This window comes from Pseudarthrobacter phenanthrenivorans (assembly GCF_036455295.1).
In the GTDB taxonomy this organism is placed as follows: domain Bacteria; phylum Actinomycetota; class Actinomycetes; order Actinomycetales; family Micrococcaceae; genus Arthrobacter; species Arthrobacter phenanthrenivorans_C.
The window spans coordinates 1-25,461 of record NZ_JAYXNX010000025.1 but is presented as its reverse complement, the minus strand read 5'-3'; the positions used below and the strand labels follow the sequence as shown (position 1 = coordinate 25,461).

Sequence of the window (25,461 nt, the reverse complement as noted above, 5' to 3'; positions counted from 1 at the left end):
TGTTTCCTCTGCTAGTAGGCGAAGGCCAGGACGTCGTCAGCGGGTTTGGAGCCGCCGTTGGGGCCCGGGGTTTCATCCTCGTTCTCGTCCGCCGGGACGTGGCCGAGTTCCGGCATCGCGGAGACCACGCCGCCGCGGATGTATTTGACCAGCAGCTTCACTTCCACCACCAGCAGGACGGCGTATACCGTGGTCAAAGCAACCAGCGAAGCGATCAGCTCGCCCGCGGAGACCCCGGGCGATACGGCGGCGGCCGTGAACATGAACACCTGGTCTATGCCGCTCGGGTCCGGGTTGGGCGCCACGACGAAGGGCTGGCGGCCCATCTCGGTGAAGATCCAGCCGGCGGCGTTGGCACCGAAGGGTGCAAGGATGCCGAACACTGCCAGGCGCATCAGCCAGCGGGATTCCGGCACCGTCCCCTTACGCGTGATCCAGAGGGCCACCAGCGCAGCCAGGGCGGCGAGGCCGCCAAAGCCGATCATCATCCGGAAGCCCCAGTAGGTGACTTCCATGACGGGCACATACTGGATCTCCTGCCCGGCGCGGTCACCGTAGATCGGGTTGTCCGGGAGTGTGGTTCCGTATTTTTCCTTGTACTCGGGCAGCAGGCTGTTGACGCCCTTCACCTCGGTGGTGAAGTCGCCCTTGGCCAGGAAGGAGAGGATGCCGGGGACCTCGATCACTGCCACGACGTCATCGCAGTTCTTCGAGCCGACGTTGCCCACGCTCAGGACGGAGAAGCCGGTGCCGTCATGGCAGGCGGCCTCGGCGGCGGCCATCTTCATGGGCTGCTGCTGGAACATGAGCTTGCCCTGGAGGTCACCGGTGACGGCCGTGCCCGCGAACGAGATCATGGCCACGACGGCACCAATGCGCAGGGACCGGATCCACACGCTGTAGTCGGCGCGGTCGCGGCCGGGAATGCGCGTGTCCTCACCGGGGATGACCCGCCCGTCGGCACCCACGGTGTCGACGCCGTCGTGCCGCCTGCGCCACAGGTGGTACCAGGCGATGCCAAGGAGGAATCCGCCGGCTACCGCGAGGGCGCCGAACAGGGTGTGCGGGACGGCCACCAGGGCGGTGTTGTTGGTAAAGACCGCCCAGGCATCGGTCATGACGGGCCGGCCGTTCACCATTTGCACGCCCACCGGGTGCTGCATCCAGCTGTTGGCCACGATGATGAAGTAGGCGGAGAGGGCTGAGCCGATGACGGCCACCCAGAGGCAGGCGAGGTGGATGGCCGGCTTGAGCTGCTTCCAGCCGAAGATCCACAGTCCCAGGAAGGTGGATTCGACGAAGAAGGCCAGGAGCGCCTCGAGGGCCAGCGGTGCGCCGAAGACGTCGCCCACGAAGCGGCTGTATTCGCTCCAGGCCATGCCGAACTGGAATTCCTGCACGATGCCGGTGGCCACGCCCATGATGAAGTTGATGAGGAACAGCTTTCCCCAGAACTTGGTCATGCGCAGGTATTCGGGCTTGCCCGTACGGAACCACGCCGTCTGGATGACGGCCACCACCAGGCCCAGGCCGATGGTCAGTGGCACCATCATGAAGTGGTAAACGGTGGTGATGCCGAATTGCCAGCGTGCGATTTCCAAGGCGTCCATGGCGGTCCCTACTGTTAGCCAATGCAGTTTTCTACGCTTCGTAGAACTCCAACTTCTACAAAGTGTAGAACATCCTCGGTGGCGGTACGAAAACGAATCGCCCTCCCCTAGGATCCCCCGCCGGGGCGCGGCGCGCCAGATGTTCTACCAGATGTAGAAGGTTGCCGCGTTTCGGGGTAAATTTAAGTCTGTAGTTGAATAACCGCGTGACGTCACCGTGCTACCCAAAGCGCCCGGTGCGGGGAAATAAAGGAAAAGTGAAATGGCTAGTCTTGGTGAACTGGAACGGGCGGTCATGGACCTGCTCTGGGCGGGCCAGGAAGCGGCTACGGCCAACACCCTGAGGGATCAGCTGGCGCGGACGTCCGCCGCACAGGGCGGACCGGGCCACGAAGGCAAGGAACTGGCCGTCACCACGGTGCTCACCGTCCTCTCCCGCCTGGAGAAGAAAGGCCTGGTGGAGCGCGAACGCGGAACCCGGCCCCACCGCTACCAGGCGGTGTCCAGCCGCGCGGACCACACCGCAGAACTGATGCACGAGGTCCTCGGATCGGCCCCGGACCGCGAAGCCGTCCTGGCCCGGTTCATCGGGTCGGTATCCGAAGGTGAAGCCGAGACGCTGCGCAAACTGCTGGGCCACGTCTAGCACACCATGTTCTGGGCCTCATACCTGCTGGCGGTCCTTGCGATAATCCTGGCGTGGCCGGTGCCGATCCTCCTGTCGCGGGCACAATGGCCGGCCAGGTCACCGTTTACGGCAATGCTGCTGTGGCAGGCGATCGCACTCGCGGGTGGGCTCTCGATGATCGGCGCCATGCTGGTCTACGGGCTGGAGCCCGTCGGGGACAACCTCATTGCAGGGCTCCGGGCTCTTGCCGGAATGGTTTTGTTCAACGCTCCCACCACCGCACTGGGATTCTGGCATATCTTTGCGCTGTCCGCCGCCGCGCTGCTCACGGCCCACCTGGTCTTCACTCTGTTGCTGACCTACTACAAGATCCAGCGGCAGCGGCGCCGGCACCGTGAACTGCTCGCCCTCCTGGCCTCGCCCTCCGGCCAGGATGCCGGAACCCTCGTTATCAGCCACGATTCCCCCGTGGCCTATTGCCTTCCGGGTGGCGCACGCTCCGTGACGGTCCTGTCGGACGGCCTGATGGCTGCCCTCGAACCGGCGGAACTGCGTGCAGTCCTGATCCACGAGAATGCCCACCTGAGCCAGCGGCACCATCTCCTGCTGTGGGCATTCGCGGCGTGGCGGCAGGCACTGCCCTGGCTGCCCACCACCCGGCTCGCGCAGGAATCGGTGAACTCCCTCATTGAGATGCTGGCCGACGACGTTGCCCTCCGCACCGAAAGCAAGGCAACGCTGATCAAAGCCATCGCCATTGTGGCCAGCGGCTCGGCAGGTAACGGGGGCACCGGTGATATCCGCCCGTCCTCGCCCACGGTTGCCCTGTCGGGGCTGGAGGCGGCCTCCGGCGGTCCCGGCTCGGATTCAGTCCGTACGGCAGCGTCGCGTGTGAGCCGCCTGCTGTCGCCCCAGCCCCAGCTTCCGGCCGCTGTCCGCACCGCCGTCATGGCCGGCAGCGTCCTCCTGCTGGCGCTGCCCACCGCACTGCTGGTGGTTCCGGGGCTGCTCGGCTGAAGCACCGCCGTCGTTGTTCATGCCGGTGGTTGAGCCCGTCGAAACCGGCGGTCAGGCGTCGATGCGCTCCCGGTCCAGGCTGGATGCGCCGGCGATGATGAAGTCCTTGCGCGGGGACACGTCAGAGCCCATCAGCAGGTCGAAGATTTCCTCCGCCTGCTGGGCGTTTTCAATCCCCACCTTGCGCAACGTGCGGTGCCGGGGGTCCATGGTGGTTTCGGCCAACTGCTCGGCATCCATTTCACCCAGTCCCTTGTAGCGCTGGATGGGTTCCTTGTACCGCTTCCCCTCCTTCGCCAGGCGGGCCAGCAGGACGTGCAGTTCAGCCTCGGAGTAGGTGTAGATCATCTCGTTGGCCTTCTGGCCGGCGTTGATGACTTCCACCCGGTGCAGCGGCGGAACGGCGGCGAAGACCCGGCCCTCGAGGATCATGGGCCGCATGTACCGGAAGAAAAGGGTCAGCAGCAGGGTACGGATGTGGGCACCGTCCACGTCGGCGTCCGTCATGAGGATGACCTTGCCGTAGCGGGCGGCGCTGATGTCGAAGCTGCGGCCCGACCCGGCCCCCACCACCTGGATGAGGGCCGCGCACTCCGCGTTGGAGAGCATGTCCCCCACCGAGGCCTTCTGGACGTTCAGGATCTTGCCGCGGATGGGCAGCAGGGCCTGGAAATCGGAGGAGCGGGCCAGCTTGGCAGTGCCCAGCGCCGAGTCGCCTTCCACGATGAACAGCTCCGAGCGTTCGACGTCGTCCGTCCGGCAGTCAGCGAGCTTGGTGGGCATCGAGGACGTTTCCAGCGCGTTCTTACGCCGTTGCGTCTCCTTGTGCACGCGGGCCGAGATGCGGGACTTCATCTCGTTGACGATCTTTTCGAGCAGCAGCGAGGACTGGGCCTTGTCGTTCTTGTTGCTGGAGGACAGCTTGGCGGAAATCTCCCGCTCCACCACCCGGGCCACGATGGCGCGGACGGCACTGGTGCCGAGGATTTCCTTGGTCTGTCCCTCGAACTGGGGTTCGGCCAGCCGCACCGTCAGCACCGCGGTGAGGCCGGCGAAGATGTCGTCCTTTTCGATCTTGTCATTGCCTGCCTTCAGCTTGCGGGCATTGGTCTCCACCGCTTTGCGGAAGGTTTTGACCAGCGCCTGCTCGAAGCCCGACTGGTGCGTGCCGCCCTTGGGGGTGGCGATGATGTTCACGAAGCTGCGCACGGTGCTGTCGTAGCCGATGCCCCAGCGCAGCGCCACATCAACCTCGCAATCGCGCTCAACCTCCGCCAGCTGGCTGTGTCCCCGCTCGTCCAGGACCGGGACGGTCTCCTTGAACTTCCCTGCTCCGTGGAGCCGCCAGACATCAGTGACTGCCGGATCAACGGCCAGGAACTCAGCGAATTCCGAAATGCCGCCGTCGTGGTGGAAGACCTCCTCGTGCGGGCCCGCTTCACCGGGGGTCCCTGCGAGCCTCCGCTCGTCCCGGACGGTGAGCTTGAGGCCGGGCACCAGGAAGGAGGTCTGGCGGGCACGGGCAACCAGGTCCTCGTAGGAGAACTTGGCGTCGGGGGTGAAGATCTGCCGGTCAGCCCAGTAGCGGATCCGCGTTCCGGTGACCCCGCGCTTGGCCTTGCCCACGATGTCCAGCACTGAGTCGTCCACGAACGGCGTGAAGGGTGCCGCCGGGTCGAGGCGGGAGCCGGTGTCCTTGAACCGCCCGGGTTCGCCTCGGCGGAAGGACATCCGGTAGGTCTTGCCGCCCCGGTCCACCTCCACGTCGAGGCGCGAGGACAGGGCGTTGACCACCGAGGCGCCAACGCCGTGGAGGCCGCCGGAGGCGGTGTAGGAGCCGCCGCCGAATTTGCCGCCCGCGTGCAGCTTGGTGAAGACCACCTCGACGCCGGTGAGCCCCGTCTTGGGCTCCTTGTCGATGGGAATGCCGCGGCCGTCGTCGTGGATCTCCACGGAATTGTCCGCGTGGAGGATGATGCGGATGTCGTGACCGAAGCCGGCAAGGGCCTCATCCACGGAGTTGTCGATGATTTCCCAGAGGCAATGCATGAGGCCGCGTGAGTCGGTTGAGCCGATATACATGCCCGGGCGTTTGCGGACGGCCTCAAGGCCTTCCAGTACGGAGAGGTGCCGGGCGGTGTACTCAGAGCTTGGTGCCACTGGTGATGAACTCCTTCAGGGACGTGGAAGCGGCGCTGGGACCGCACCTTCTAGGGTAGCCGCCGGCGGCCCCGACAGGCGCCTGCCACACGCTCCGGCCGCTGTGCGGCACGCCACGGGCCCCCGTGACCAGTGAAACCCGGCATATCTTGACTGAACCTTGCGGATACGCGCACAGCGAACTTGCCCCATCCTTGCGATGGATTGGATACGAATGCTGGTTATATAGATGTACTGATCTACTAAGGAGGCCGACATGACAACAGCAGTGGCAGACCGCACACTAAATGCACTCGACCGGTGCGACCGTTGCGGAGCTCAGGCATATGTCCGGGTTGTACTCGAGTCCTCCGGCGGTGAGCTGTTGTTCTGCGGCCACCACGCCCGTGCAGTCGAGGCGACGCTCAAGCCCTTGAGCTCCGACTGGCACGACGAGACGGGAAAGCTTCACGAGAAAGCTCCCGTGGAAATCGACTAGATGAGGCATCGGTAACAACCAACCCTGCGGGACCCTTCCACCTAGGAAGGGTCCCGCAGGCGTTTAAGGACCTCCGCCTTCGCCCGCGAAGAGAGCCTTTTACGTGAAAAGAAAGGGCCGTTCCGGAACCACCCGATGGTGGTTCCGGAACGGCCCTCTCTATAAACGGTCCGGCTGTCCCTGCGGACAGGCTTAGTCCAGGTAGTCCCGCAGCACCTGCGACCGGGAGGGGTGGCGGAGCTTGGACATGGTCTTGGACTCGATCTGGCGGATGCGTTCGCGGGTGACGCCGTAGACCTTTCCGATTTCGTCTAAAGTCTTGGGCTGTCCGTCGGTCAGGCCGAACCTCATGGCAACCACGCCGGCCTCGCGTTCGGAGAGGGTGTCCAGTACCGAGTGCAGCTGCTCCTGCAGGAGGGTGAAGCTCACGGCGTCAGCCGGAACAACAGCTTCCGAGTCCTCGATCAGGTCACCGAACTCGGAGTCGCCGTCCTCGCCCAGGGGCGTGTGCAGCGAAATCGGTTCGCGGCCGTACTTCTGGACCTCGACAACCTTTTCGGGGGTCATGTCCAGTTCCAGGGCCAGCTCTTCAGGCGTGGGTTCGCGGCCCAGGTCCTGCAGCATCTGGCGCTGGACGCGTGCCAGCTTGTTGATGACCTCAACCATGTGCACGGGGATACGGATAGTGCGGGCCTGGTCGGCCATGGCGCGGGTGATGGCCTGGCGGATCCACCAGGTGGCGTAGGTGGAGAACTTGAAGCCCTTGGTGTAGTCGAACTTCTCCACGGCGCGGATCAGGCCCAGGTTGCCTTCCTGGATCAGGTCCAGGAACAGCATGCCGCGGCCGGTGTAGCGCTTGGCCAGCGAGACCACCAGGCGGAGGTTGGCCTCCAGCAGGTGGTTCTTGGCCCGCTTGCCGTCGTGGATGATGAACTCGAGTTCACGCTTGTACTTCGGGTCCATGGATCCGTCGTCGGCGGCGATCTTTTCTTCGGCGAACAGCCCGGCTTCGATCCGCAGTGCAAGGTCCACTTCCTGCTCGGCGTTGAGCAGGGCCACCTTACCGATCTGCTTCAGGTAGTCCTTGACGGGGTCGGCAGTAGCACCGGCAGACATGACCTGCTGCACGGGGGCATCGTCATCGTCTGCATCGGAGTAGACAAAACCCTTGCCGCTGCCGGCCGCACCCTTGACGGGATCGGCGTCGGCATCGGCGTCCTCGGCCGCCTCCGGTCCCTCAAGGACGATGTCGTCAAGGTCTTCCTCGACTTCCTCGACCTCATCCGGGTCAACGTCTCCGGCGGCTTTACCTGCAGCCTCTGCTGCAGCCTTGGCGCCGGGCTTGGGCCCACGCTTCTTGGGCTCGCGCTTGCCGTCCGCTGCAGCCGTACCGGCCGAAGCCTTGTTGGCTGCCCGCGTAGCTGCCCGCTTGGCATTGGTCGCGGCCTGCTTCTCCTCAGGGGACAAGACATCCTGGGCGGCGGAATCCTTCTTCGTGGAAGACGGGGTCACAGAAAACCTTTCTAGCGGTGGTCTGTGGAATCACCATACGGGCAACACCACTATGACCCTGTCAAGTCCGTGGTGGAAACCAAGCGCCACCACGGCCGGCAGAGTCACTTAAGACAACTCCCGGAGCGGCTGTAATGTTCCCTTGCGGGGACTGCTACAAGCACTCGATACACGGACCCAACCGGGTCTCGGCATCCATTGTCTCATGTTTTGCCCGGATCCGGCCTCCCTCGCTGCCATCGGATCCAACAGCCTTCCAGCGCCACCGGTGGGCGGCCGCCGATTCCGGCCCGCGGGGCGGCCTGAGCTGCCGCCGCCGTCAGGGCGCCTCCTGGCCCCAGGCGGAGCCGTCATGAAACTTTTGCCACGCCGCTTCCTTCCGGGCCGCCCAGCCGCAGAGCGTCCCCGTGCCCACCAGATTCAGCAGCAGCTCCGCGAGCCGGTATCCGGGCTCGAGTTCAAGGGCCTGGCCCAGGTAGGCAGCTGAGTAGGAGCCGCGCCCGCGGGACCACGCCACCCAGCCACGGACCGTCAGTGCCGCGGCCGCCGCCGGCCCTCCGGGCACGGCGAGTTCCCGGAGGACACCGTCCAAGGCGTCCAGGCCCGCCCAGTCAGGCACGCTTGGGGCAACACCCATCAGGACGTCACCGTAACCGGCGGGAGCGGAGGCAGATACGGGGGCGGGCGTGGCCGGGCCCAACCCTGCCCGCTGGACCTGGGCCGCCTTGCGGCCGGTTCCGCCCACCGCTTTCAGTCTCGTCCGGGACTGCCGGGAAGCAACCGCCGGCGGCAGCAGCGGCAGCAAGGAAACGTCCGTGCCGTCGCTCTCTTCCCCGTCGGGGAAGAGTCCGAACTGTTCTGCGCCCGCGGCCGCTGCGCTCCTGCCTGCTGCGGCCATCACCATCACAGCGTCCCGCCAGGCGGGGATGAGCAACGTGGCGCGGAGGAAACCATCGCGTTCGACGTCCGGTATCCAGGCGGCCCCACCAACCCGGTCCAGGAGCATCTCCCAGAACCCGAGCACGGCGTGGAACTGCGCCCGGCTTCGGGTCCTCCCGCCCAACTCCGCCTCCCATCCGGTCTGTGCCTCACGGACGGCTGCGTCGTGCAGTGCGGAACCTGCTGATGGTGCAACGCCGCCGGCCTCCGGGGCCGGCCCCACGCTGCTCCCCCGGTACACCATCTCCGCGTTCAGCATGCTGTCCCGGATCTCCTGCACGGGACGCCCCGGCAGCGGACAGCACGAGCCATCACTGCACCAGGCATCCCGCCAATACTCCCGGCCCACCAGCCAGGCATCGCGGACGGGCATGCCGGCACGTTCCAAGTGCGACTGCACCACGGAAATAAGGCGGTGGCAGTCGGACGGCGGAACAATTCCGGCGTCGCTGGTGAAAACGGCGAGCAGAGCCCCGTCGGCATCCCGATCGGACTCAAGGTACCGGCGAACGGTGCTGGCGAACGCGGCGGAGCCGGCCTGCGATTGCGGCCCTGGCAGGTCCAGCCGAAGCGTGGCCCCCAGGCTGGTGCCGTGCAGCGTCATGGCCACCAGGCTGGAGGCGGGCCAGTACCCGAGGGAATGCGGAATGAATCCAAGGATGTCCTCCGGCCCACGGACTATCAGTCGTTCTGAAGCTGTCATGGCTTCAGCATCCGCTCCATGATGCGCCCCGGACAGGCGCGGGCTCAGCTATGTGCGCAAAGGGCCCCTGTGGAGGAACAGTGCGGGACGAAGGGCGCCACGTCAGTCGTCGCTTGGTGCCGGCTGCCGGCGGCGCGCAAGGCTTTCGCGCCGCTGCCGGGCCAGTGCGCTGCGCAACGGGGGCACCACGATCCCCTGCTCGGCCATTTGGCGGCGCACCTTCCGGCGAGAGGCCAGGATGGCTGCCGCGCCGAACGCCAGAAGCACGAACTGAACGCTCAGGGCAAGCCTGAAGGGATCAAGGCCGTACAGGACGCCTTGCGAAAATCCTGTGGCGTAAAGGAAGTCCAGGACCAGGCCAATCAGGAAGATGGACACCAGGGCAGCGATGAAGCCACCGACGTTGACGATCCCCGTGGCCGTGCCGATCCGGTGCGCGGGGTTGAAGGTGCGGGCGAAGTCGAAGCCGATCATGGAGCCGGGGCCGCCGATGGCGAGCACCACCACCAGTCCGGCCAGGAGCCACAGCGGGGCCCGCCCGGGCAGCAGGAGCACCGCGGCCCAGGCGCCGGCAGTGGCAGCGGCGATCAGCAGCACCATGGTGGACCGGCGCAGTGGATGCCGCGAGACGAACCGGCCGATGAACGGCCCCACGGCCATCGCGGCGGCGACGTACAGCGCCATCAGCCCGGCAACGGTGCCGGCGTCCAGGCCCTGTCCGGAGATCAGGAACGGGTAGCCCCAGGTCATTGCGAATACCGTGCCGCTGAACTGGATGGTGAAGTGGCTCCACATGCCCAGCCGCGTGCCGGGCTGGCGCCATGCGCGGGCAAGGGAGGCTCCGGTGGCCTTGAGCCCCTGGCGGGCGTGCGGGCGCTCGGTGCCCGGCGGGGCGTCCTGCAGGAGTACCAGCACCAGCACGACGGCGAGTGCGGACATCCCTGCGAGCATCAGGAAAGCGGTGGTCCAGCCGGACAGGTGCAGGACCAGCGCGAAGGGCAGCACACTGAACAACTGCCCCAACTGCCCGGACATGCCGGTCAGCTGGGTGACAAGGGGGACGCGGGCGGGAGCGAACCACAGCGGGATGAGGCGGATGACCGAGATGAACGTCATCGCGTCGCCGGCCCCCACCAGGACACGGCCAAGGACTCCGCCGGGAATGCTTTCGGCAAAGGCCAGCTGAAGCTGCCCCAGTCCCATCAGCACAGCGCCGCCGGCGATCATGGCACGTGAACCGAACCTGTCCACCAGCAGGCCAACGGGAATCTGGAGTCCGGCGTAGACCAGCAGCTGCAGGACCGTGAAGAAGGAAATGGCGGATGCGGTCGCATGGAAGCGCTCCGTAGCTTCGAGTCCCACCACGCCGAACGACGTCCGCTGCGCCACGGCAACCAGGTATCCGAAAATTCCGATGGTCCAGATAAGCCAGGCGCGGGGTGCAGTCACTTCTTCATTATGCCCGGCGGGCGGCCACTTACCCGGAAGCTGTGACGCAGGACTACTGCCCGGGGTTCTCCCTCGCCAGGTAGGCCTCCACCGCGGCGCCGAGGTCGTCGGCGTCGGGAAGCTCATCATTTTCGTTGGCCAGAAGTGAGCGGCGCACGATGCCGTCCGCCTTCTCGTCATACCGGGTTTCCAGCCGGGAAACCACCTGCTGGACTTCCTCGGACGCCTCAATCTGCTCGGCGATCTGGCGGCTGACCTCGCGGCCCGACTCCCGGAGCCGGTCGGTGGGCAGCATCAGGGACGTCGCAGCACCCAGGTATTCCAGCCCCGCGACGGCGGCGGTGGGGTACTCGGCTTCGGCGAGGTAGTGCGGGACGTGGATGACGTACCCGGCAACGTTGCGTCCGGCCTCCACGAGGCGCAGCTCCAGGATGTGGCCGACGGCGGCGGGAACCTCGACGGTGGGCTTCCACACCGAGATGCCCTCGATCAGTTCCGGCCGGTTTCCGTGCACGGTCACGCCCACGGGCCGGGTGTGCGGCACGGGCATGGGAATGGAGTGGATCCAGGTGACCAGGTTGACGTCCAGCTTCTCCACGATGTTCACCACGGCACGGGCGAACCGTTCCCACTGCAGGTCCGGTTCGAAGCCGGCCAGGAGGAGGAACGGCTTGCCCAGCCCGTCCACCAGCCGGTACAGCGCCAGCCGGGGCTCCTGGTAGTCCTGGATGTGGTCTTCCACGAAGCTCAGGTGCGGGCGGCGGGAGCGGTAGTCGATCAGCTGGTCCGCGTCGAAGACCGCTACGGGCTGGGCGTCGAGGGAGTCCAGCAGCTCAGCGTTGATCTGCTTGACGACGTGGCCGGCGTCGGCGAACCCGGTGAAACCCATGACCATGTTCAGCCCCTGGAGTTCGGGGCTGTGGAACAGCTCGATGTTGCTGGCATAGAGCGCGTCGGGGTCCAGCAGGGAGCCGGAAATCCGTTCAAGCACGGCATGTTCCTTTCAGGGGCGGGGTGGACATCATTCATAACGCCGCAGGAGCAGCCGGCATTCCGCCGGCATGTGTGGCGCACCTCTCAGGAAATTCTTTCGCCGCCCGCGGTAAGGGCTACGATCGGAACTGGCCTGCCAGGCGGGCTTGCACGCACCCTGGGACCGTCCGGAACGGCCGGATCCGGGCCACCATGGCAGAGCGCCCAACATGCATCCCTGCCCGAACGTTTTCGAGAATTGAGGACTCATCCCTGTGGTCAAGAATACTGAACTAAACCTTAGTACCGTCTCGCGGGAACTTAAGAGGAACCCCAGCGACGCAGTTGTCATCGGGGTGGGCCAGGGCACCGACGGACCCGTACTGCTGGACAACCCGTTGAGCGCGAAGTCCGCGGAAGCTGTGGCGGACTCACTCAAGGCCCTTGGCGTCACCGGCGCCGCCGACCAGCTGGTCCGCCTGCCGGGCCTGCCCGAAACCGGTGCAGGCATCCTGGTGCTTGCCGGCGTGGGCAAGGTTTCGGCAACCGCTTCCCTTACGGGTGAGTCACTGCGGCGCGCCGCGGGATCAGCCATCCGGCAACTCGCCGGCCTGCCCACGGTCACCCTGGCATTCCCGACGGCGACAGTTGGGGACGCCGCGGCCGTCGCCGAGGGTGCCGCGCTGGGCGCCTACTCCTTCACCGAGTTCCGGTCCTCCACGGACGGCCTCAAGGACCCCGTGCGGAATGCCGTCATCTTCACCGAGCTCGCCGGTACCCCGGAGCTGGAGGCGGCGCTGAAACGCGCCGGACTGGTGGCCAGGGCAGTGAACGCCACCCGGTCCCTGGTGAACACCCCGCCGAGCCACCTTTACCCCGAATCCTTCGCGGAGGCCGCCAAGGATCTCGCCAAAGGGCTGCCCGTCAAGGTCACCGTTTGGGACGAGAAGCGCCTCGAGAAGGAAGGCTTTGGCGGCATCATGGGCGTGGGCAAGGGCTCCACAAGGCAGCCGCGCCTGGTCAAAGTCGAGTACTCCCCCGCCAAAGCCACCGCAAAGATCGCACTCGTCGGCAAGGGGATCACCTTCGACACCGGCGGAATCTCCCTCAAGCCGGCCCTGAACATGGGCGACATGAAGAGCGACATGGCGGGCGCCGCCGTCGTCCTTAACACTGTCCTGGCCCTCGCCGGCCTGGGCCTGCCGGTCAAGGCGACCGCCTGGCTGTGCATCGCCGAGAACATGCCCGGCGGCGGCGCCTCACGCCCTGCCGACGTCCTGACCATGTTCGGCGGCAAGACCGTGGAAGTGCTCAATACCGACGCCGAAGGCCGGCTGGTGATGGCGGACGGCATCGTCGCTGCGAGCCGCGAATACCCTGACGCGATCATCGACGTCGCCACCCTGACCGGCGCGCAGCTGATCGCACTGGGCAACCGCACCGCCGGCGTCATGGGATCGGACAGCGTCACCGGCGCCCTCAAGGCAGCTGCGGACCGTGCGGGCGAACTGGTCTGGCCCATGCCCCTGCCGGAGGAACTCCGCCCCACCCTGGACTCCCAGGTGGCAGACATCGCCAACATCGGCGAACGGCACGGCGGCATGATGACCGCCGCGGTGTTCCTGCGCGAGTTCGTGGGCAAGGACAAGGCAGGCGAACAGATCCCCTGGGCGCACATCGACATCGCAGGACCGTCCTTTAACAACGGCAGCCCTTACGGCTACACGCACAAGCAGGGCACAGGCTGCACGGTGCGTACCCTCGTCGCCTACGTGGAGGACATCCTGGCGGACACCGCCCCGGCGGCGTAGCCACCCCGCGGCAACCGGTGTCACGCGGCCCTTGGGCGCAGGTGATTCCTGTGCCACAGAGCCGCGTGACACTGGACACAAGCGCTCCACAAACGCAGCGCCAAGGTGGAGCATGGATAGGTGGTTCGCTAAGGTGAACCACGGTAGTCACAAATGCAAGAGAGTTGCCCTGCTGACATAATCACGGCAGTGCAAGTTCCAAGACCAGATGATGCGCGCTGATCGCGTCATCGTTCACGCGAGGGAGCGTTTTAGTGGCCGATCAGGCAACTGCGCAAGAATTCGACATCCTGGTACTCGGTGGCGGCAGCGGCGGATACGCTGCGGCCCTGCGTGCGGTACAGCTCGGCCTCACCGTCGGCCTCGTGGAGAAGGGCAAGCTGGGCGGCACCTGCCTCCACAACGGCTGCATCCCCACCAAGGCCCTGCTGCACTCAGCAGAGCTGGCCGACCACGCCCGTGACTCCGCCAAGTACGGCGTGAACGTCACCCTCGACGGCATCGACATCAACGCCGTCAACGCGTACAAGGACGGCATCATCGCCGGCAAGTACAAGGGCCTGCAGGGCCTCATCAAGTCCAAGGGCATCACCGTCATCGAGGGTGAAGGCAAGCTGCAGGGCACCGACACCGTCGTAGTGAACGGCACCGCCTACAAGGGCAAGAACATCGTCCTGGCGACCGGCTCCTACTCGCGCACCCTCCCGGGCCTCGAAATCGGCGGCAAGGTCATCACGTCCGACCAGGCCCTGACCATGGACTTCATCCCCAAGAGCGCCATCATCCTGGGCGGCGGCGTCATCGGCGTCGAATTCGCCTCGGTCTGGAAGTCGTTCGGCGTGGACGTCACCATCGTCGAAGGCCTGCCCTCCCTCGTTCCCAACGAGGACGCCACGATCGTCAAGAACTTCGAGCGCGCCTTCAAGAAGCGCGGCATCAAGTTCTCCACCGGCATCTTCTTCCAGGGCGTCGAGCAGAATGACGACGGCGTCAAGGTCACCCTCGTGGACGGCAAGACGTTCGAAGCCGACCTGCTGCTGGTCGCCGTGGGCCGTGGCCCCGTCACCGCAAACCTCGGCTACGAGGAAGCGGGCATCACCATCGACCGCGGCTTCGTCATCACCAACGAGCGCCTGCACACCGGCGTGGGCAACATCTACGCCGTCGGCGACATCGTCCCCGGCGTGCAGCTTGCCCACCGCGGCTACCAGCAGGGCATCTTCGTGGCCGAGGAAATCGCCGGCCTGAAGCCGGTGGTCGTCGAGGACATCAACATCCCCAAGGTCACCTACTCCGAGCCTGAAATCGCCACCGTTGGCTACACCGAGAAGGCCGCCAAGGAAAAGTTCGGCGAGGACCAGGTCCAGACCCAGGAATACAACCTGGCCGGCAACGGCAAGAGCTCCATCCTGGGCACCTCCGGCCTGGTCAAGCTGGTCCGCCAGAAGGACGGCCCCGTGGTGGGCGTCCACATGATCGGCGCCCGCATGGGCGAGCAGGTGGGCGAGGCCCAGCTGATCGTGAACTGGGAAGCCTACCCGGAGGACGTGGCGCAGCTGCTGCACGCCCACCCCACCCAGAACGAAGCCCTCGGCGAAGCCCACCTGGCGCTGGCCGGCAAGCCGCTGCACGGCTAGTTCCCCCCAGCATTACCAGGCCCGGTGCACCCGGTCGCGCAGACCGGGTGCACTAGGCTTCCAACAAGGCAGCAATCATTCGCACTAAAGATCAATAAGGAGAACGGGGACGACATGTCTGAATCCGTTAACTTGCCCGCCCTCGGTGAGAGTGTCACCGAAGGAACCGTCACCCGCTGGCTCAAGCAGGTAGGTGACCGGGTAGAGGTGGACGAGCCGCTGCTCGAAGTCTCCACCGACAAAGTAGACACTGAAATCCCCTCTCCTGTAGCTGGCGTGATTGAAGAAATCCTGGTGGCTGAAGACGAGACCGCCGAGGTAGGCGCACCGCTGGTGCGCATCGGCGACGGCTCCGGCGGCGGTTCCGCGCCGGCCGAAGAAGCTCCCGCGGCCGCACCGGCCCAGGAAGCCCCGGCGCAGGAAGCGCCGGCTGAAGCAGCTCCCGCCCAGCAGGCACCGGCAGCAGCTCCGGCTGCAGAGGCTCCGGCTGCAGGCGGCGGCGAAAGCCACGAAGTCACCCTCCCCGCACTGGGTGAGAGCGTCACCGAAGGCACCGTCACCCGCTGGCTGAAGGCCGTTGGCGACTCCGTCGAGGTGGATGAGCCGCTGCTGGAAGTTTCCACCGACAAGGTGGACACCGAGATTCCCTCCCCCGTTGCCGGCACCCTGCAGGAAATCCGGGTCAACGAGGACGAAACGGCAGAGGTCGGTTCCGTGCTCGCCGTCATCGGCTCCGGCGCCCCGGCTGCCGCAGCACCCCAGGCCGCGCCGGCCGCTCCGCAGCAGGAGGCTCCCAAGCAGGAAGCCCCCAAGCCGGCACCGGCAGAGTCAGCCCCTGCGCAGACCGCTCCCGCCCAGGCAGTTCCGGCCCAGCAGGCTCCCGAGCAGGCTGCTCCGGCTCCCCAGGCCGCGCCCGCCCAGCAGGCAGCCCAGGAAGCCGCCCCGGCCGGTGGTTCCGAGTCCGGCTACGTCACCCCCCTGGTCCGCAAGCTGGCCAACCAGCACGGCGTCGAGATCTCTTCGCTGACCGGCACCGGTGTTGGCGGCCGCATCCGCAAGCAGGATGTCATCGCCGCCGCCGAAGCCAAGGCCGCTCCCGCTGCGGCGCCGGCAGCAGCCCCGGCCGCATCGGCTCCTGCTGCATCCGGTGCAGCTGCCTCCTCACTGCGCGGCACCACGCAGAAGGCTCCCCGCATCCGCCAGGTCATCGCCCGGCGCATGCGCGAGTCGCTGGAAATTTCCACCCAGCTCACGCAGGTCCACGAGGTGGACATGACCAAGGTCGCCAAGCTGCGCGCCCGTGCCAAGAACTCCTTCCAGGCCCAGAACGGCACCAAGCTGACGTTCCTGCCCTTCATCGCCAAGGCCGTGGCCGAGGCCCTCAAGCAGCACCCCAAGCTCAACGCTGCATACGACGAGGACAAGCAGGAGATCACCTACCACAACGCCGAACACCTGGCGATCGCCGTCGACACCGACAAGGGCCTGCTGGTCCCGGTCATCGCCGACGCCGGCAACCTGAACCTGGCCGGGCTGGCCGGCAAGATCGCCGACGTAGCGTCCCGTACCCGCGACGGCAAGATCGGCCCGGACGAGCTGTCCGGCGGCACGTTCAGCATCACCAACATCGGTTCGGTTGGCGCCCTGTTCGACACCCCGATCATCAACCAGCCGCAGGTGGGCATCCTGGGCACCGGTGCCATCGTCAAGCGCCCCGTGGTGGTGTCTGACGAGAACGGTGACGACTCGATCGCCATCCGCTCCATGATGTACCTGTCCCTGACGTACGACCACCGCCTGGTGGACGGCGCCGACGCAGGCCGGTTCCTCCAGACCCTGAAGGCACGCCTCGAAGAGGGCGCGTTCGAAGCGGACCTGGGACTCTAACCTCCGCAGGAACGACGACGGCGGGCCCCGGCACGGGTGGGAAACCACACCAGGCCGGGGCCCGCCGTCGTCGTTTAGCCACACCGGCCCCGTGCGGCCACCGCGTGGCTTTGCTACGCGCTGTAGAACAGACTGGCTAAGCTTGGAGCCATGACTATTCTCCTCAACATCCTGGTGTTCCTCCACGTCGTCGGCGCCGCCATGATCGTGGGCTACTGGATCGCCACCATGCGGACGCCCACCGTGCACCCCCGCCAGCGTGACGGCGCTTTCCTGCAGCTCCTGACGGGCATTGCCATGATGGGGATCCTGCCGGTGCTGCACAACCAGGATCCCGCGCACTTCGAAGAACTCAACTATGTCAAGCTGGGCATTAAGTTCGTCATCGCCGTGGTGGTCGCCGTCCTGGCCATCATTGGAACCCGCAAGGTTAAGAACGGGCAGCCCGTCTCCACCGGGCTCGCGCACAGCGTCGGCGGCCTGGCGCTGGTAAACATCGCCATCGCCACCATCTGGCAGTAACCACCCCGACAGTGGGCGGTCATAATCCTCTGAGAGCGGACAACCGGTGCGCCGGGAGAAGCTGGTCCCTAGGATGGACAACGGTGGGCCCGGCAGCGGATGCCGGGCCCGGATCGAATCGACGTTGAGGAGAGACATGGCTACAACACGCAACGCCCACACCGTATGGACCGGCAGCCTGACCGAGGGCTCGGGCAACACCACCCTGGACAGCTCCGGCCTTGGTACCTTCGATGTCACCTGGAAGGCCCGCACGGAAGCCGCCGGCGGAAAAACCAGCCCCGAAGAACTGATCGCCGCGGCCCACTCCGCCTGCTTCTCCATGGCCTTCAGCCATGAACTCAGCCAGGCCGGCTTCACGCCCGAGGAGATCAACACCAAGTCCGAGGTCGGCTTCCAGCCCGGCACCGGCATCACCGGCAGCCACCTGACCCTCAACGCCCGGATCCCCGGCATCTCGCAGGAGGATTTCCAGCGCATTGCCGAGGCTGCCAAGAAGGGCTGCCCGGTGTCGCAGGCCCTTGCCGGCATTGAGATCACCCTCGACGCAACCCTGCAGTCCTAGGCCGCAGCGCCGGACGCAACAACAAAGGCCCTGCCTTTCCGGATCATTCCGGAACGGCAGGGCCTTTGTTGTTGGCTAGCTTCCCTGCGGCCGCGCCGGCAGGGGTTCGGGCAACAGCTTGCGGTAGCCGGAGCGGGCCGGCGGACGGTCGGTGGGCAGTTCCTGGATCATTTCCTTCAGCGCACCGATGCCGTACTCCAGCTGCGGATCACGGCCCGCGGCGTAGGCGTGCGGCGGGTAGGTGACCTCGATGTCAGGATCGACGCCGTAGTTCTCCACGCTCCAGCCCACACCGCCGCCGAACCAGTTCGCATAGCGCGGTTGGGTGACGCCGGTGCCATCGGCCAGCGAGAACCGGTTGTCGATGCCCACCACGCCGCCCCAGGTGCGCGTTCCGATCACCGGGCCGATGCCCCGCAGCTTTGACACCTGCGTGATGATGTCGCCGTCCGAGCCGGCGAACTCGTCCGCGAGGATGATCACAGGTCCCCTCGGCGCGTGGTGCGGGTAGGTGCGCGGCTTTTCCCCGCGCGGCATGCTCCAGCCGGTGACCTTGCGGCCAATCAGTTCGGCGACCAGCTGGGACGTGTGTCCCCCGCGGTTCCGGCGCACGTCCACGATGAGGCCGTCCAGCGCCGTCTCCGTATCGAGGTCGCGGTGCAGCTGCGCCCAGCCGTTGGCCATCATGTCCGGGATGTGCAGGTAGCCGAAGGTTCCGTTGGAGGCCTCGCGGACCGTCCGGCGGTTGCCGGCAACCCATTCCTGGTACCGCAGGCGCTCTTCATCCTTGACAGGCACGACGGCGACCCGCCGCTGGGTGCCTTCGGCAGCAGCGTGCCCGGGACCATTGAGGAGGGTGAGTTCCACTGCCCGGCCCGCCGCGCCCACCAGCTGCATGGCCGGGGTGACGCTTTCCGACAGCGGGACGCCGTCGATGGCCAGGAGCACGTCCCCGGCTTTGGCGCCGACGCCGGGCCGGGTGAGCGGTGAGGTGGCCAGCGGATCGGAGGACTCGCCGGCCAGGATGCGGGTGATTTCCCAGCCGCGGGCGGTATGTGCAAGGTCGGCGCCCAGCCTGCCCTGTCCCCGGCTGCCACGTTCGGTAACCGCGGCGGGCCGTACGTACGCGTGTGACGTCCCCAGTTCGCCGTGCAGTTCCCACAGCAGGTCCACCAGGTCATCATGCGACCCGAGCCGGTCCACAATGGGTCGGTAGCGGGCGTGGATGGAGTCCCAGTCCTGACCGGCCATGTCCTCGGTCCAGAAGAAGTCGCGCTGCAGCCGCCAGGCTTCGTCGAACGCCTGGCCCCAGACGCTGAGCGGGTCCAGCAGGACGCGGACCCGGCCAAGGTCCACCTTGACCACTTTGCCGGATTCCTCGTCTGCCTTGGCGTCCGTGGGGATAACCGTCACCTGCTTGTCTGACACCAGCACTGCCTTGCTGCGGTCGCCGGAGAGCCGGTAGCTGTCCACGGCGTCCGCCAGCGTGGCCTGCTTGCGCCGTGCGATGTCGTAGCGGACCAGGGCGGGCCGGGCGTCCTTGTCCTCCTGGCTGGCTTTGCCGTCGCCGGTCACGCCGGCCAGGACCGAGTCCAGCCAGAGAAGGGCGCCGTCAACGGCCTTCAGGGAACTGTAGTTGCCTTGCGGGACCGGAACACCGATCACGCGGTGCGCCAGGCCCTCCGCGTCAACGTGAACGGCGGGCACCCCGTTTTCGGATTGCTCGGCCAACTCCGGCCGTTCGCCGTCGGCATCAGCGACCGGCTCCCCTCCTGCAGGATCCACCGAGGGACCAAAGGGCGACGGCGTATCGGCCGCGAGTGCCACCAGGTACGGCTTGATGGGGCTGGGGAAAGAAAGGTCGAACGAGTGCCCGTCGTACACGGGGTCGAAGCTGCGGTTGGACAGGAAGGCGAGGAACTTGCCGTCCGGCGTGAAGGTCGGGGAGGCATCGCGGAAGCGGCCATCGGTGACATCGACGGGCGCGGCGTCCAACTGCTCCACCGTGGCGAGGCGCATCCGGCTGCGCGAGCCAAAGGACGTCACCGGCTCCGACCACGCCAGCCACCGGGAGTCGGCCGACCAGGCCAGTTCGGAGATGCTGCCTTCGCCGATGCTGGCCACCTGGCTGAGGTCACCGGTGCGCGTGTCCACCACGTACACGTCGCCAAAGGAGGTGCCCAGGGCAAGCCATTTGCCGTCCGGGCTTGCTTCCAGTGAGCTCGGCCGCGACGGTGTCGCCACACTGACCGCCGTCCGGTCCCCCGCGCCAGGTGACAGGTCCAGCGTTGCCTGTCCTGTCAGGGCCTGGGCTTCAGCCGCCGGAGCGGTGGCCTGCGGAGCAACATGGGCCTGCTGGTCGTCGTCTGCCGGAACGTGGGTGGTGGTCCCTGCGAGGACTGCGGCCCCGGATGCGGGAACCGGCTGCGGCAGGCTGACCGTTTCGGTTCCTTCGGCCTGCTCCGCATCCCCGGAAGAAGGAGCTGTTGAAACGGCGGTCCCGGAAGGGGAGCCGGCCTTGCCGGCTTCTGCCTCGACCCGTGCGGCGGCGTGCTGGACGGGAGCAGCAATGTCCTTGATGTGCAGGGCCTCGACACCGTCGTGGTCCGCGATGTAGGCAATCCGCCCATCGCCCAACGGCCGGGGCAGCCGCCCACGGACACCGGGGGTCGCCTCGATGATCCGGGACGGTCCGTCCTTGTGCCGCAGCCAGTGGATGATTCCGTGCGATTCCACGGCGCTGGCCGCGCCAGCGGCATCCGGTGCTGCTGCACCGAGGTGTTTGGCAGCGTCGAGGGGGGCGGGACGCCTGGTCTGTGAGGCGGAGCCCAGGGTGATGTCCAGCTTTACGGCGTCTGAAGCGAGATCCCGGAGGACCCAGAGTTCGCCGGCGGATTCGAAGATGACCCGTTTGCCGTCAGTGGCGGCATGGCGGACGTAGAAGTCCTGGTGGTCGGTGTGCCGGCGCAGGTCATTTCCGTCGGGGAGCACCGAGTACAGGTTGCCGTAGCCCTCGTGGTCGGACAGGAAGGCAATCCGGCCGTCCACCCACAGGGGGTCGGTGAGGTTGCCGTCAAGGTCCGGCAGCAGGCGCTCGAACTCACCGTTGCCGTCGCGGTCGATCCACAGCTTCCCGGCCGTTCCGCCGCGGTACCGCTTCCACCATGCCGGTTCCCGGGACAACACGCTCGCCAGGACCACCGGGCGTTCGTCGCCCACCTCGGGCCCATAGGCCACGGATTCGACCGGGCCATACGGGAGTTCCTGGGCCCAGCCGCCCTCGAGGGGCACGCTGTAGGCGTGCGTGTGCCGGCTTTCGGCCTGGCGGAACGCACTGGTGACCACCACGGAACCACCGGCGGTGAAACCCTTGACCTTCGTTGTGCTGTGGCCGAAGTAAGTGAGCTGCCGGTAACCGCCGCCGTCCACCTGTGCCGACACCACCTCCGGGGCCGTTCCCTGGACAACGGTCCACACCAGCCGCTTGCCGTCCGGAGAAAAACGGGGGTTGCGGGCAGGAAGCTGGAGCGACGAAACACGCCAGGCCCGGCCGCCGTCCAGGGGCGCGATCCACACATCGTCCTCGGCCACGAAAGTGACCAGATCACCGTGCAAATGCGGGAAACGGAAGTAGCTCGAAGAGGTCATCGTTCGATCATAGTCAACCCCTCCCCTGCCCCGTGGAACGTACAGAACGGACGCCGTCGTGGTGTGATGGACCATGCACATTGTCATGGCCGGCGCCTCCGGGCTCATCGGCACCTCCATGTCCGCAGCCTTCCGCGACGCCGGCCACTCCGTGGTGACGCTGGTCCGGAGGCCGCCTGCCGGTTCAGACGAAGTCCGCTGGGACCCGGCTGCGGGCGTCTTGGATCCCTCTGTGCTTGCCGGCGCTGATGCCGTGGTCAACCTTTCCGGTGCCGGTATCGGCGACAGGCCCTGGACCCGGAAGCGCGTGGAGGAGCTGTTCAGCTCCCGGCTGGAACCCACCAGGACGCTGGTGCAGGCCATGTCGAAGCTGGACAAGCCCCCCGCGACCTTCATCAGCCAATCAGCGTCCGGCTATTACGGGGATGCCGGCAACACCGTCCTGCGGGAAGACGCTCCCCCGGGCACGGGCACGCTGGCGCAGATTTGTGTTGAGTGGGAGCAGGCGGCCTTGGGGGCGCCGGCCGGGGTGCGGGTGGTCACGCCCCGCACAGGGGTGGTGTTCAGCCGCTCCGGCGGCGCGCTGGGAAAACTGCTTCCCTTGATGCGCTTGGGGGTTGGCGGTCCTTTCGGCAATGGCCGCCAGTTCTGGCCGTGGGTCACACTGCCGGATGTTTCCGCCGCCTTCCTGTTCCTCCTCGGCTCGGCGGTTTCCGGACCGGTCAACGTGAGCGCCCCGGAACAGGCGGACGTCAATACGATCGTCGGGGCACTCGCGCACGCGCTGCACCGGCCGGCCGTGCTGCGTGTTCCTGCACCGGTGCTGCGCACGGTAATGCCCGGACTTGGCGAGGAGCTTTTGCTGCACAGCCAGCGAATGGAGCCCGCGGTCCTGTCCTCGGCGGGATTCCACTGGCAGCACGGCAGCCTGGATGACGCTGCGCGCTGGGTCACCGCCAAGGAAGGCACGATGCAGCAGAAAGGCATCCTGTAGCAGGACCCCATCCGTTGGTATGTACTGCTTGACGCGCAGGGACGCCAGCCATCTCCGTCCGGGGGGCGGCAATACGGTGCCGACTCGACCGTTTGCTTCAACGTCGCGGGCCTTGCACATGTCACAGGCCCGGCAGGATGTCGCTGACCCGCCATTCGCCGTCCAGGCGGAGCAGCACCAGGCGCAGCGGCTGCGGCCCGGTAGCCGCGCCCGTGGCCACGACGCTGCCCTCGCCGCCCGTCGTGCTGTACCCGGAGGTGGCGGCCACCACGCGAACCACGGCCCGGCGCCCGGTTCCCCCCTCATCCGCGGCCACCCCGGAAAGGGTGCTGGTGAATCCGGCGAGGCGTTGCCCGGTTGGGCGCAAAGCCGCGGCGATGCGTTCATCTGCTGCAGCCGCAGCGGACCCGGGCACGTTCACGTCCGCCAACAGCTCCAGCCTGCCGCTGTTGAACGCGTAGTCCCGCAGTGCCGCCAGCCCGCGGACGGCCAGGGCGGGATCGTCAGCGTGGGCCTGGCGCCTGGCATCGCCAAGCGGAGAGCCGGGCCCGGTCTCCCCGCCCGGAACAGCACCGTTGGGCGCGGCGGATACCGCCGACGGACCGGCATCCCCGCCGCCCGTCCACATCCGCTGCCCGGCGGCTCCTGCCAGCAGCAGGAGCCCCGCCACAGTTGCGGCAACGGAGGGCAGGACAGACCGGAGCAACAGCCGCCTTCTCCGCCCGGCATGCTGTTCGCCGGCATGTTTACCCCGGCCTCCCACCGATTTTGCCTCCGGCGGCCCGGCGGTCCCTGGGACTGTGCCGGCAGGTGTGGGGCGTTTGTTCCACCTGGCCGTCACCGCCCGGCGGCGCAGGGCCCGGAGTTTCACCGGGAATTCCCTGCGCTTTGATTCATCGTGAATATGCCGCCGGGTCAGCAGTTCAGGCAGGACGGTTGGATGGACGGAGCCGGAGAGATCCACCGGCTGCGCCTCGGCGCTGCGGTACACGGCCGTCGCAAGCGCCAGCGCGCCCGGGCGCAGCCGCCGGTCCTCGCTTAGCCCTGCCTCCAGGGCTGCGGCGAGCTCCTTAGGCACCCCGGGAACCAGAAAGGACAGTGGGGGACGGTCAGCAGTACGGCCCGGGGCTGCACCGGTCAGGCAGAACCACCCCAGCGCTGCAGTCGAGTAGATGTCGCGTTCCGGCTGGAGTCCGGCCCGGACAGCGTCAACAGGTAAAGGATCCAGGAAGCCGGCCGTACCGCCGTGTCCGCTGCCGCCCGGGTCGCCGAGCATTCGCGCAATTCCGACGTCGGACAGCAAGGGTTTGCCTTGCCCTGTGAACAGAACATTTCCTGGCGACACGTCAGAGTGCGTGAAGCCTTTGCCGTGAAGGTAGCCCAGGGCCTGGGCAATGGGCGTCAGGACCGTGACCGTCTCCCCCACGCTGAGCTTTCCGCGGGCGCAGACCAACTGCGCCAGCGAGCCGCCGGCCGCGTAGTCCATAACAAGCGCGGTGCCCCTGGTGCCCTCTCCCGTGCGCACCGCATCGTGCACCTTGACCAGGTGCGGATGGTCCAGGCCCGAAAGGATCCGGATCTCCCGCCGGACGTCCTCCTTCGCCATGCCGGTGCTGTCCCATGTCCGGCGCCCTTCCGCGCGGAAGCATTTCAGCGCGTAATCCCTGCCGGTGCGTTGTTCCCTGGCCAGCCACACGTCCGAGCTGCCGCCCCTGCCCAACAGCCTGCCGACGTCGTAACCGGGGACTTCCGGCGCCTGTGCATCGTCCATGGTCCATGTCTAGCCGAGTTTCGAGGATGCTGCAGAAGTTATCCACAGGCCCGGCTGCCGCAGTCATAAAGGGGGCAGGCGGTGAGCTTGGACACTAAACCGGGCTGGCGCGCCTGCGGGGTCTAAGCTGGATGCCATGACTCTTGAGTTTTCACAGCTGGGTCTTGCCCCTGACTTCGTTGATTACATGGAGGGCTGGGACGCCCAGCGCGGGCTCCATGACAATGTTGTCGCCGGAACTGCCCCCAGCACCGTCCTGCTTTTGGAGCATGCGGCCGTTTACACGGCAGGCAAGCTCACCGAGGACCATGAGCGCCCGTTCGACGGAACCCCGGTTGTGCCGGTGGACCGCGGCGGCAAGCTTACCTGGCACGGCCCCGGCCAGCTGGTGGCCTACCCCATCCTGAAGCTGAAGAACCGTTCCGGCATCCGGGATTACGTGGAGCGCCTTGAAGAGATCATGATCACCGTCATGGCGGACTACGGCATCAAGGCGGAGCGCATCAAGGGGCGCGCGGGCGTATGGATCAAGGCCGACGCCAAGGGCCCGGACCGCAAGATCGCAGCGATCGGAATCCGTGTCCTGAATGGCGTCACCATGCACGGCGTCGCCATCAATTGCAGCAACGACCTCGCGCCCTACGGACAGATCATTGCCTGCGGCATCACCGACGCCGGGGTTACCACGATGTCCCTGGAAACGGGCCGCGACATCCGGCCTGCGGACATCGTGGACAGGTTTGTAGCGGAATTCCGCAAACATGAAGAAGCATTGGTTTCGAGCCCTGAAGGAGCTCTACTGTGACATTGGCACCTGAAGGCCGGAAGATGCTGCGGATCGAGCAGCGCAACGCTGCGGTTCCGGTGGAACGCAAGCCGGAATGGATCAAGGCCAAGGTCCAGATGGGCCCGGAGTTCGTGGGCCTGAAGAACCTGGTCAAGAAAGAGGGCCTGCACACCGTCTGTGAAGAGGCCGGCTGCCCCAACATCTTCGAATGCTGGGAAGACAAGGAAGCCACCTTCCTGATCGGCGGCTCCGAATGCACCCGCCGCTGCGACTTCTGCCAGATCGACACCGGCAAGCCCTCACCCCTGGACCGGTTCGAACCCACAAAAGTCGCCCGCTCCGTCCAATCCATGCAGCTGCGCTACGCCACC

Annotated in this window: 18 protein-coding genes and 1 pseudogene; 11 read left to right on the top strand and 8 right to left on the bottom strand. The window is 66.7% G+C overall.

Going from position 1 to position 25,461, the window contains the following annotated elements; translation table 11 throughout:
- Positions 1–11: 11 nt before the first annotated feature.
- On the bottom strand, positions 12–1,610 hold the full coding sequence (locus VXJ37_RS20220) for a cytochrome ubiquinol oxidase subunit I (protein ID WP_331324795.1): 1,599 nt from the start codon (positions 1,608–1,610) through the stop codon (positions 12–14).
- A 262-nt stretch (positions 1,611–1,872) separates the two neighbouring features.
- Between VXJ37_RS20220 and VXJ37_RS20215 the strand changes: the two genes are divergently transcribed.
- A complete protein-coding gene (locus tag VXJ37_RS20215) occupies positions 1,873–2,256 on the top strand; it encodes a BlaI/MecI/CopY family transcriptional regulator (protein WP_015936823.1) in 384 nt (127 codons plus the stop codon).
- 6 nt (positions 2,257–2,262) lie between these two features.
- Positions 2,263–3,255, top strand: a complete 993-nt coding sequence (locus VXJ37_RS20210; RefSeq protein ID WP_331324794.1) for a M56 family metallopeptidase — start codon at positions 2,263–2,265, stop codon at positions 3,253–3,255.
- Positions 3,256–3,306: 51 nt separating this feature from the next.
- On the opposite strand, the gene VXJ37_RS20205 is transcribed toward VXJ37_RS20210, so the two are convergent.
- Positions 3,307–5,415: a DNA gyrase/topoisomerase IV subunit B gene (locus VXJ37_RS20205; RefSeq protein WP_331324793.1), complete on the bottom strand. Its 2,109-nt coding sequence runs from the start codon at positions 5,413–5,415 to the stop codon at positions 3,307–3,309.
- A 256-nt stretch (positions 5,416–5,671) separates the two neighbouring features.
- Between VXJ37_RS20205 and VXJ37_RS20200 the strand changes: the two genes are divergently transcribed.
- Positions 5,672–5,893, top strand: a complete 222-nt coding sequence (locus tag VXJ37_RS20200; RefSeq protein WP_018761086.1) for a DUF7455 domain-containing protein — start codon at positions 5,672–5,674, stop codon at positions 5,891–5,893.
- A 192-nt stretch (positions 5,894–6,085) separates the two neighbouring features.
- Here VXJ37_RS20200 and VXJ37_RS20195 read toward each other — a convergent pair whose 3' ends face one another.
- The 4 genes from VXJ37_RS20195 to VXJ37_RS20180 all read right to left on the bottom strand — a co-directional run bounded on the left by VXJ37_RS20195 (position 6,086) and on the right by VXJ37_RS20180 (position 11,487).
- The gene (locus tag VXJ37_RS20195; protein ID WP_331324792.1) at positions 6,086–7,405 is read right to left on the bottom strand and encodes an RNA polymerase sigma factor; all 1,320 of its coding nucleotides are present in this window, start codon (positions 7,403–7,405) and stop codon (positions 6,086–6,088) included.
- Positions 7,406–7,724: 319 nt separating this feature from the next.
- Positions 7,725–9,047, bottom strand: a complete 1,323-nt coding sequence (locus VXJ37_RS20190) for a DUF4192 family protein (RefSeq protein ID WP_331324791.1) — start codon at positions 9,045–9,047, stop codon at positions 7,725–7,727.
- 102 nt (positions 9,048–9,149) lie between these two features.
- On the bottom strand, positions 9,150–10,496 hold the full coding sequence (locus VXJ37_RS20185) for an MFS transporter (protein ID WP_331324790.1): 1,347 nt from the start codon (positions 10,494–10,496) through the stop codon (positions 9,150–9,152).
- A 52-nt stretch (positions 10,497–10,548) separates the two neighbouring features.
- Entirely contained in the window at positions 10,549–11,487 is a 939-nt protein-coding gene (locus tag VXJ37_RS20180; RefSeq protein ID WP_331324789.1) for a proteasome assembly chaperone family protein, read from the bottom strand.
- 256 nt (positions 11,488–11,743) lie between these two features.
- On the opposite strand from VXJ37_RS20180, the gene VXJ37_RS20175 reads away from it, so the two are divergent.
- The 5 genes from VXJ37_RS20175 to VXJ37_RS20155 all read left to right on the top strand — a co-directional run bounded on the left by VXJ37_RS20175 (position 11,744) and on the right by VXJ37_RS20155 (position 17,890).
- On the top strand, positions 11,744–13,279 hold the full coding sequence (locus tag VXJ37_RS20175) for a leucyl aminopeptidase (RefSeq protein ID WP_331324788.1): 1,536 nt from the start codon (positions 11,744–11,746) through the stop codon (positions 13,277–13,279).
- Positions 13,280–13,533: 254 nt separating this feature from the next.
- Positions 13,534–14,916 carry a dihydrolipoyl dehydrogenase gene (gene lpdA, locus VXJ37_RS20170; protein ID WP_331324787.1) on the top strand — a complete coding sequence of 461 codons (1,383 nt, stop codon included), beginning with the start codon at positions 13,534–13,536 and terminating at the stop codon, positions 14,914–14,916.
- Positions 14,917–15,030: 114 nt separating this feature from the next.
- The gene (gene sucB / locus VXJ37_RS20165) at positions 15,031–16,803 is read left to right on the top strand and encodes a 2-oxoglutarate dehydrogenase, E2 component, dihydrolipoamide succinyltransferase (protein ID WP_331324786.1); all 1,773 of its coding nucleotides are present in this window, start codon (positions 15,031–15,033) and stop codon (positions 16,801–16,803) included.
- 150 nt (positions 16,804–16,953) lie between these two features.
- On the top strand, positions 16,954–17,325 hold the full coding sequence (locus VXJ37_RS20160; protein ID WP_331324785.1) for a hypothetical protein: 372 nt from the start codon (positions 16,954–16,956) through the stop codon (positions 17,323–17,325).
- Positions 17,326–17,461: 136 nt separating this feature from the next.
- Complete coding sequence (locus VXJ37_RS20155; RefSeq protein ID WP_141940901.1) at positions 17,462–17,890, top strand: OsmC family protein; 429 nt, start codon at positions 17,462–17,464, stop codon at positions 17,888–17,890.
- 75 nt (positions 17,891–17,965) lie between these two features.
- Here the strand turns inward: VXJ37_RS20155 and VXJ37_RS20150 are convergent, their stop codons facing one another.
- On the bottom strand, positions 17,966–21,538 hold the full coding sequence (locus VXJ37_RS20150; protein ID WP_331324784.1) for a S41 family peptidase: 3,573 nt from the start codon (positions 21,536–21,538) through the stop codon (positions 17,966–17,968).
- A 73-nt stretch (positions 21,539–21,611) separates the two neighbouring features.
- Here VXJ37_RS20150 and VXJ37_RS20145 point away from each other — a divergent pair, with 73 nt between their 5' ends.
- Positions 21,612–22,532 (top strand): TIGR01777 family oxidoreductase, encoded by a 921-nt coding sequence (locus VXJ37_RS20145; RefSeq protein WP_331324783.1) that lies wholly within the window; start codon positions 21,612–21,614, stop codon positions 22,530–22,532.
- Positions 22,533–22,653: 121 nt separating this feature from the next.
- Here VXJ37_RS20145 and VXJ37_RS20140 read toward each other — a convergent pair whose 3' ends face one another.
- On the bottom strand, positions 22,654–24,303 hold the full coding sequence (locus VXJ37_RS20140) for a serine/threonine-protein kinase (protein WP_331324782.1): 1,650 nt from the start codon (positions 24,301–24,303) through the stop codon (positions 22,654–22,656).
- 136 nt (positions 24,304–24,439) lie between these two features.
- Between VXJ37_RS20140 and lipB the strand changes: the two genes are divergently transcribed.
- Together lipB and VXJ37_RS20130 are read left to right on the top strand one after the other, a co-directional pair.
- A complete protein-coding gene (gene lipB, locus VXJ37_RS20135) occupies positions 24,440–25,108 on the top strand; it encodes a lipoyl(octanoyl) transferase LipB (RefSeq protein ID WP_331324781.1) in 669 nt (222 codons plus the stop codon).
- Positions 25,105–25,461 (top strand): annotated as a pseudogene (locus tag VXJ37_RS20130) (lipoyl synthase); the annotation flags it as partial. The gene lipB and the pseudogene VXJ37_RS20130, both read left to right, overlap by 4 nt.

Excerpts from the sequence above, each read along its gene's own strand:
- VXJ37_RS20220 (WP_331324795.1), bottom strand. The coding sequence starts at position 1,610 with ATGGACGCCTTGGAAATCGCACGCTGGCAATTCGGCATCACCACCGTT.
- VXJ37_RS20215 (WP_015936823.1), top strand. The coding sequence starts at position 1,873 with ATGGCTAGTCTTGGTGAACTGGAACGGGCGGTCATGGACCTGCTCTGG.
- VXJ37_RS20210 (WP_331324794.1), top strand. The coding sequence starts at position 2,263 with ATGTTCTGGGCCTCATACCTGCTGGCGGTCCTTGCGATAATCCTGGCG.
- VXJ37_RS20200 (WP_018761086.1), top strand. The coding sequence starts at position 5,672 with ATGACAACAGCAGTGGCAGACCGCACACTAAATGCACTCGACCGGTGC.
- VXJ37_RS20190 (WP_331324791.1), bottom strand. The coding sequence starts at position 9,047 with ATGACAGCTTCAGAACGACTGATAGTCCGTGGGCCGGAGGACATCCTT.
- sucB (WP_331324786.1), top strand. The coding sequence starts at position 15,031 with ATGTCTGAATCCGTTAACTTGCCCGCCCTCGGTGAGAGTGTCACCGAA.
- VXJ37_RS20160 (WP_331324785.1), top strand. The coding sequence starts at position 16,954 with ATGACTATTCTCCTCAACATCCTGGTGTTCCTCCACGTCGTCGGCGCC.
- VXJ37_RS20155 (WP_141940901.1), top strand. The coding sequence starts at position 17,462 with ATGGCTACAACACGCAACGCCCACACCGTATGGACCGGCAGCCTGACC.
- VXJ37_RS20150 (WP_331324784.1), bottom strand. The coding sequence starts at position 21,538 with ATGACCTCTTCGAGCTACTTCCGTTTCCCGCATTTGCACGGTGATCTG.
- VXJ37_RS20145 (WP_331324783.1), top strand. The coding sequence starts at position 21,612 with ATGCACATTGTCATGGCCGGCGCCTCCGGGCTCATCGGCACCTCCATG.
- VXJ37_RS20140 (WP_331324782.1), bottom strand. The coding sequence starts at position 24,303 with ATGGACGATGCACAGGCGCCGGAAGTCCCCGGTTACGACGTCGGCAGG.
- lipB (WP_331324781.1), top strand. The coding sequence starts at position 24,440 with ATGACTCTTGAGTTTTCACAGCTGGGTCTTGCCCCTGACTTCGTTGAT.